Annotated in this window: 9 protein-coding genes; 6 read left to right on the plus strand and 3 right to left on the minus strand. The window is 69.0% G+C overall.

Going from position 1 to position 6448, the window contains the following annotated elements; all coding sequences use genetic code 11:
* Positions 1 to 15: 15 nt before the first annotated feature.
* From pstS to LDQ05_RS04515, 3 genes are all read right to left on the minus strand, one after another.
* Positions 16 to 1134 (minus strand): phosphate ABC transporter substrate-binding protein PstS, encoded by a 1119-nt coding sequence (gene pstS, locus LDQ05_RS04505; protein WP_226435686.1) that lies wholly within the window; start codon positions 1132 to 1134, stop codon positions 16 to 18.
* Positions 1135 to 1386: 252 nt separating this feature from the next.
* A complete protein-coding gene (gene mshD, locus LDQ05_RS04510; protein WP_226435687.1) occupies positions 1387 to 2283 on the minus strand; it encodes a mycothiol synthase in 897 nt (298 codons plus the stop codon).
* Between the two features lie 40 nt (positions 2284 to 2323).
* Positions 2324 to 3052 (minus strand): winged helix-turn-helix transcriptional regulator, encoded by a 729-nt coding sequence (locus tag LDQ05_RS04515; RefSeq protein ID WP_226435688.1) that lies wholly within the window; start codon positions 3050 to 3052, stop codon positions 2324 to 2326.
* A 184-nt stretch (positions 3053 to 3236) separates the two neighbouring features.
* On the opposite strand from LDQ05_RS04515, the gene LDQ05_RS04520 reads away from it, so the two are divergent.
* The 6 genes from LDQ05_RS04520 to LDQ05_RS04540 all read left to right on the plus strand — a co-directional run bounded on the left by LDQ05_RS04520 (position 3237) and on the right by LDQ05_RS04540 (position 6376).
* Positions 3237 to 4019, plus strand: a complete 783-nt coding sequence (locus LDQ05_RS04520) for an LmeA family phospholipid-binding protein (protein ID WP_226435689.1) — start codon at positions 3237 to 3239, stop codon at positions 4017 to 4019.
* On the plus strand, positions 4016 to 4453 hold the full coding sequence (locus LDQ05_RS04525) for a thioredoxin family protein (protein ID WP_226435690.1): 438 nt from the start codon (positions 4016 to 4018) through the stop codon (positions 4451 to 4453). The genes LDQ05_RS04520 and LDQ05_RS04525 overlap by 4 nt, the downstream gene beginning before the upstream one ends.
* Positions 4454 to 4499: 46 nt before the next feature.
* The gene (locus LDQ05_RS19925) at positions 4500 to 4586 is read left to right on the plus strand and encodes a putative leader peptide (protein ID WP_353735299.1); all 87 of its coding nucleotides are present in this window, start codon (positions 4500 to 4502) and stop codon (positions 4584 to 4586) included.
* A 111-nt stretch (positions 4587 to 4697) separates the two neighbouring features.
* Positions 4698 to 5156, plus strand: a complete 459-nt coding sequence (locus tag LDQ05_RS04530; protein WP_226435691.1) for a DUF4395 domain-containing protein — start codon at positions 4698 to 4700, stop codon at positions 5154 to 5156.
* Positions 5157 to 5230: 74 nt separating this feature from the next.
* Positions 5231 to 6067 (plus strand): sulfurtransferase, encoded by an 837-nt coding sequence (locus tag LDQ05_RS04535; RefSeq protein WP_226435692.1) that lies wholly within the window; start codon positions 5231 to 5233, stop codon positions 6065 to 6067.
* Between the two features lie 3 nt (positions 6068 to 6070).
* Positions 6071 to 6376 (plus strand): DUF1416 domain-containing protein, encoded by a 306-nt coding sequence (locus LDQ05_RS04540; protein WP_226435693.1) that lies wholly within the window; start codon positions 6071 to 6073, stop codon positions 6374 to 6376.
* Positions 6377 to 6448: the final 72 nt, after the last annotated feature.

A 6448-nucleotide genomic window follows, 5' to 3' on the forward strand; every position in this document is an offset into this window, starting at 1 on the left:
CACCGACGAGCCGGGTCAGGCGATCGCGTCGATGGACTCGGTCAGCTTCGCCTTGAACGACTCGGGCAGCGGCACGTAGCCGACCTCGGCGAGGCCTTCCTGGCCTTCGTTGGCGGCGCTGGTGAGGAAGGACTTGACGGCGGCGGAGGTGTCGGCGTCGTAACCTGCGGAGCACACGATCGAGTAGGTGGCGAGCACCAGCGGGTAGGCGCCCTCCTGCTCGGTGGCGTAGATCGAGCTCAGGTCGAGGGTGAGGTCACCGTCGCCGGCGGGTGCGAACTCCGCCCCCTCGATGGCCTTCGCCGCGCTGTCCGAGGTGAGCGCGACGGGGCCGGAACCGGTGTCGATCTGCGCGATGCTCAGACCGCTCTGCTCAGCGAAGGACGTCTCGACGTAGGTGATGGAGTTCGGCGCGCCCGACACGGCCTGCGCGACCCCGGCGGAGCCCTTCGCGCCTTCACCGACACCGCCGGTGAAGTCGGAGCCCGCACCGGTGGTCCACGCACCGTTCGAGGACGCCTCGAGGTACTGCTGGAAGTTGTCGGTGGTGCCGGACGAGTCCGAGCGGACGATCGTGGTGATGTCCGCGTCGGGGAGCGCGGCGCCCTCGTTGAGCGCGGCGATCGCCGGATCGTTCCACTTCGTGATGCCACCGTTGAAGATGTTGGCGATGACCTCGCCGGTGAGGGTCAGGTCGTCGACGCCGTCGAGGTTGTAGGCGAGAGCGACGGGACCGAACACGAGCGGGAGGTTCCAGGCGGGGTTGCCGGCGCAACGCTCGGCGGCCTGCTCGGCCTGCTCGCCCTTGATGGCGGAGTCGGAACCGGCGAAGTCGATCTGGCTCGCAATGAACTGGGTGCGTCCGTCACCGGAACCGGACGGGTTGTAGGCGACGTTCTTGGTGACGCCCTTCTCCTGGCAGACCGCGATGTACGTGGACACGAAGTTGTCCATGGCGTTCTTCTGGGCCGACGAGCCGGCACCCGACAGGTTCTCCTTGCCCTCGCACGTCGCTCCGGAGGCCGACGCGTCGACGTCGACGGACCCGGCGTTGTTGTCGCTGCCGCACGCGGTGAGTGTGAGGGCACCGACCGCGATCGCACCGAGCAGGGCGCCGCTGCGCTTCGAGTTCACCTGTTCTCCTTCGGAAAATCGCATCCGCCGCACCCGATTCGGGCGGCGACTTCGGGACGCGGGCGAACCCGGCGCCGAGCCGACAGCATTCGACCCGTATGCAGAAGTTAGGCGCGGTCGGTGGACGCGGACTCGAGCGCGAGTTAACGCGAGATGAACAGCCCGGATACAGCGTCCGTTCGTGTAACGACGATCACACGAATTCCGTTCGGTGTCGGCGTGATCCGGGGTAACGGGTCGCCGGGCGCCGGGTCAGCGGCGGGCGTACGCGACGTCGACGTGGAATCGTTCGAAGCCGAGCCCGGTGTAGGTGGCGAGCGCAGCCGTGTTGTCGCCCTCGACGTACAGCAGAACGGTCGCCGACCCGCGGTCACGGAGGTGGTGCAGGCCCGCGAGCGTGAGCACCCGGCCCAGTCCCCTGCCCTGTGCCTCCGGGTCGACACCCACCACGTACACCTCCCCGAGAGGCGGTTCGCCGTCGGATGCCGCGTGCATCTTCGTCCAGTGGAACCCGAGGAGGCGGGACGGATCGTCACGATCGAACGCGAGGAACAGTCCCTCGGGGTCGAACCACGATTCGGCGACGCGTTGCGCGACGTCCTCCGCGGTCCATCTGCCCTGTTCCGGGTGCCAGGCGAACGCGGCGGCGTTGACCCGCAGGATCTCGACGTCGTCGTCCGCTCCCCGGTAGGTGCGCAGCACGATCGAGTCCGGGACCTGCACGTCCGGCAGACCGTCGTCGCCGAGGGCACGGCGCAACTGCAGGAGTTCGCGCGCACCGGCGAGGTCGAGTCGGTGCGCGACCGCGCGGGCCGCCGGCAGATCACCGTGCGCCCAGACGCGGGTACCGTCGCCACCGGCCTCCAGTACCGCCGCGACGATCCGCGTCCCGAGCCCTGACCCGCGCCGGGGCACATCGACGACGACCTCCGCCATCGCCGGGTGATCTCCGTGTGCGGGCGTCAGGTTGGCGTACCCGGCGACCGTCCCGTCGACGGTCGCAACGAGATGCCGCGCGTCGCTGTCGCGGGTCAGGGACGCGACGGCCTGCTCCGACACCGGTGCGGTCCCGTCCTCCGCCGTGGCGGTGTCGAGGATCCGCTGCACTGCGGTGACGTGGTCGGGGCCGAGGGTGTCGACGAACTCCATACGTCCGACCCTAATCACTTCGGTGCGCGGTAGGGGCACGTCACCGGTCGGCGTCGTCCTCGTCGACGAATTCGACGGTGCCACCGGCGCCCGGTTTGCGGCTGCTCGGGCGCACCGCCTTGTATCCGACGTTGCGCACCGTCCCGATCAGCGACTCGTACTCGGGCCCGAGTTTCGCGCGCAACCGCCGCACGTGCACGTCGACCGTGCGGGTGCCGCCGAAGAAGTCGTAGCCCCACACCTCCTGCAGCAACTGTGCGCGTGTGAAGACGCGGCCCGCATGTTGCGCGAGATACTTGAGGAGTTCGAACTCCTTGTAGGTGAGGTCGAGGGGTTTGCCGCGCAACCGCGCCGTGTAGGTGTCCTCGTCGATGGTGAGTTCACCGAGAGTGATCTTGCCGGACGACTCGGTGCCCGTGACGACTCCGCTGCGGGCGACGAGCAGCCGGAGCCGCGCATCGAGTTCTGCGGGGCCGGTGCCGGTGAGCAGGATGTCGTCGAGACCCCATTCGGCGTTGACGGCGACGAGCCCACCTTCGGTGAGCACCGCAACGACCGGGACGGCGGATCCGGCGCTGCCGAGCAACCGGCACAGACCGCGCGCCGCCGCCAGGTCGACGCGGGCATCGACGATGGCGACGTCCGCGGCCGAGGCCTCGAGCAACGACGACACCTCGGCGGGCACCGGCCGGACGGAATGGGCCAGCAGCGACAGTGACGGAAGTACGACGTCCGGGTTCGGGTCGGAGGTCAGAAGGAGAAGTTCCACGGTCCTCCGATTCTTCCTGCATTCGCCGATGCGCTCGTCCGCGCACCGGGGCCATGACCGGGACGGATCGTCCTGGATGAACGACGTGCTACAGATTAACCCTCGGTTTGTTACCGCCGTGTTATCGCACCCGACGAACGCCCGAGCGGTCGGTCACACCGGGCGGTCCGTCACAATGGTCGGCGTGCGGAAACTCTTCTACGGACTCGTCCTCGTCGTGACGCTCGCCGTGCTCGCCGACTTCGGTGCAGCGACCTGGGCCGAGTATCGGGTGTCCCGCACACTCCGCGAGGGCGGCGAACTCGACGCGGATCCGGCGGTGACCGTCCACGGGTTTCCGTTCCTGCTGCAGGTCCAGCGCGGGCGGTACGAGAACGTCGAGATCGTCGCGGACGGAGTGCACACCGAGGCGCTCGGCGACATCACGGTGGAAGCGAACCTGATCGGCGCGCACGCCGCGGCGTCGTCGCTGTTCGACGGCTCGCTCCGCACCGTACCCGTCGATGTGCTGTTCGGCCGGGTCATGATCGACGCCACCGAACTCGGGCAGCTCTACGGAATCCCGGACCTGCAGGTGTCGGCGCCACCGGCCAGCAGATCCGACGGCACCGGCGGGTCCGGCGGGTCCGGCCGCACCACCGCGGGAGCCGTGGTGCTCACCGGCACCGTCCCCGTCGGTCCGCTGTCCGCGACCGTGAGCGTGCAGGCCGACCTGATCCTCGACGGTGACCGCGTCCACATCGTCGCGTCCGACCTGTACTTCGGCCCCGAAGGACAGGCCGAGTTCACCGTCCCCGACGCACTGAAACCCACGGTTCTGGGCCTGTTCACCACAGTGATCGAGCCGCAGGACCTGCCGTTCGGTGTTCTGCCGACGTCGGTGGAGGCGCGCGGTTCCCGCATCGTCATCGAAGGAGAGGCACACGACGTGACCATCGATCTCACCGAAGTGCGGCAGTCCGCATGACCGCGCTCGTGGTCCTGGCCGCGGTGGTCGTCGCGACGGTCGCCGCGGGGCTGCTGATGCGCTCGCGGGACGGGCGGATCCGGGATCGCCGGACCGTCGCGGAACCGGACTCCGCGGTGGCGGTCGGTCCCGAACTGGCCGCGGCAGGGGTGGGTGCGGGTGACGTCGTGATCCTGCATTTCTCGGCGCCCTGGTGCGGGCCGTGCGCAGCGGTGCGCCGGGTCCTGGCCCGTGTGGTCGAGGACGCCGCCGGATCGGGCCGCACCGTCCGCGACGTCGAACTCGATCTCGACGAGAACCCGGCTGCGGCGAAACACCTCGGGGTGCTGTCACTGCCCACGACGTTCGTGTTCGACGGCGACGGTCGCGAGTGCTTCCGGGTGTCCGGGGTCCCGGCCGCCGACGACGTCACGCGGGCTCTCGCCGCCCTGTGACCGACCCGGGGCCGACCTCCGGGTGATTCTCGGTTAGACTGCCCGCGTGCACTACCGCCAAGAGCTGATGCTCACCCGACGCCGCGCAGTCGACCTGTGCCGCCTCGGTGGCTGTTGTTGTACCTGCTTCTGACCACATCGAGCGGTGTCCCTGCCCGTGACGGCACTTCCCTGCACCCCGATGTGATCTTGCCCGTGGCCCACCTGTCCGCCCGGCGATCTCGATCCGAGCAGGAGCACTCCCATGTCTCTCACCACCCCCGCCCCCACTCGCGTCGACGTGCGCGGCCCGCGGTTCGCCGCATGGATCACCACGACGGTTCTCGTCGCCGTGCTCGTGGTCGCGTCGTTCGCACCGGTCGCGGCCGGCGTCCTTCTCGCCGCGCAGGCGATCGTCTTCGCGCTCGGCGCGGCACTCGGTCCGCGGCGCAGCCCGTACGGCGCACTGTTCGCGTCCCTCGTGGCGCCCCGGTTGTCGCCGGTCGGCGAGACCGAACCCGTCGAGCCGCTCCGGTTCGCGCAGGGGGTCGGTCTCGCATTCGCCGCGATCGGCACCCTCGGGTTCCTGGCCGGCGCCACCACCGTGGGGCTGATCGCAACCGGATTCGCACTGTTCGCGGCGCTGCTGAACGCCGCGTTCGGTGTGTGCCTCGGATGCCGGATGTACCCCCTTCTGGCGCGTCTGCGGCCCACGGCGGGCTGACGCTCCACTCGGCACCTCCCCCGCACCCCCTCAGTGTCCCACCGACCTCAGTGTCATCACCGAAAGGAAAAACCATGGCTCGCTCCGATGTTCTGGTCTCCGCCGACTGGGCAGAGCAGAACCTTCAGGCGCCGAAGACCGTCTTCGTCGAGGTCGACGAGGACACCACCGCGTACGACGGTGGTCACATCGAGGGCGCCATCAAGCTCGACTGGCGCAAGGATCTGCAGGACCCGGTCCGCCGCGACTTCCTGAACCAGGAGCAGTTCTCGGCGCTGCTGTCCGCCAAGGGTGTCGCCAACGACGACACCGTCGTGCTGTACGGCGGCAACAACAACTGGTTCGCGGCGTACGCCTACTGGTACTTCAAGCTGTACGGGCACCGCGACATCAAGCTCATCGACGGTGGCCGCAAGAAGTGGGAACTCGACGGTCGTCCGCTGTCGAAGGACGAGGTGACCCGTCCCGCCACCGAGTACAAGGCGCAGACCCCCGACACGTCGATCCGCGCGTTCCGCGACGAGGTCATCGACGCCATCGGCAACAAGAACATCGTCGACGTGCGTTCCCCCGACGAGTTCTCCGGCAAGATCCTCGCCCCGGCCCACCTCCCGCAGGAGCAGGCGCAGCAGCGCGGACACGTTCCCGGCGCGATCAACATCCCGTGGAGCACCACCGCGAACGAGGACGGCACCTTCAAGTCCGACGAGGACCTGACCGCCCTCTACGCGGCCAAGGGCTTCGACGACAGCAAGGAAACCATCGCCTACTGCCGCATCGGCGAGCGCTCGAGCCACACCTGGTTCGTGCTGCAGGAGATCCTCGGCAAGCAGAACGTCAAGAACTACGACGGCAGCTGGGTCGAGTACGGCTCGCTCGTCGGCGCCCCGATCGAACTGGAGGTTCACTGAATCATGTGCGGAGCACCCGTCCAGACCCAGACCCTGCCCGCGAACGTCGACACCGAGAAGGAGACGGTCATCACCGGCCGTGTTCTGACGGCCGACGGTCAGCCCGTCGGCGGTGCCTTCGTGCGTCTGCTCGACGGCACCGACGAGTTCACCGCGGAGGTCGTCGCGTCGGCCACCGGTGACTTCCGGTTCTTCGCCGCCCCCGGCGACTGGAAGATCCGTGCGCTGTCGAGCAACGGCAACGGCACCGCCACCGTCAGCCCCACGTCCGCCGGCGTCCACAACGTCGACGTGACCGTCGCCAAGTAGGTCACCGCACCGGCGCCCGGCGCCGGAGAGACCCGGTCTCTGCTCGACGAAGGCCCCGCTCCGCCCGGAGCG

The sequence above is a fragment of the Rhodococcus yananensis genome (assembly GCF_020515525.1).
Classification (GTDB): Bacteria; Actinomycetota; Actinomycetes; order Mycobacteriales; family Mycobacteriaceae; genus Rhodococcus; species Rhodococcus yananensis.

What these genes read in the sequence shown, in the direction of transcription:
- LDQ05_RS04525 (WP_226435690.1), top strand. Translation starts at nt 4,016, where the DNA reads ATGACCGCGCTCGTGGTCCTGGCCGCGGTGGTCGTCGCGACGGTCGCC.
- mshD (WP_226435687.1), bottom strand. Translation starts at nt 2,283, where the DNA reads ATGGAGTTCGTCGACACCCTCGGCCCCGACCACGTCACCGCAGTGCAG.
- LDQ05_RS04530 (WP_226435691.1), top strand. Translation starts at nt 4,698, where the DNA reads ATGTCTCTCACCACCCCCGCCCCCACTCGCGTCGACGTGCGCGGCCCG.
- LDQ05_RS04540 (WP_226435693.1), top strand. Translation starts at nt 6,071, where the DNA reads ATGTGCGGAGCACCCGTCCAGACCCAGACCCTGCCCGCGAACGTCGAC.
- LDQ05_RS04535 (WP_226435692.1), top strand. Translation starts at nt 5,231, where the DNA reads ATGGCTCGCTCCGATGTTCTGGTCTCCGCCGACTGGGCAGAGCAGAAC.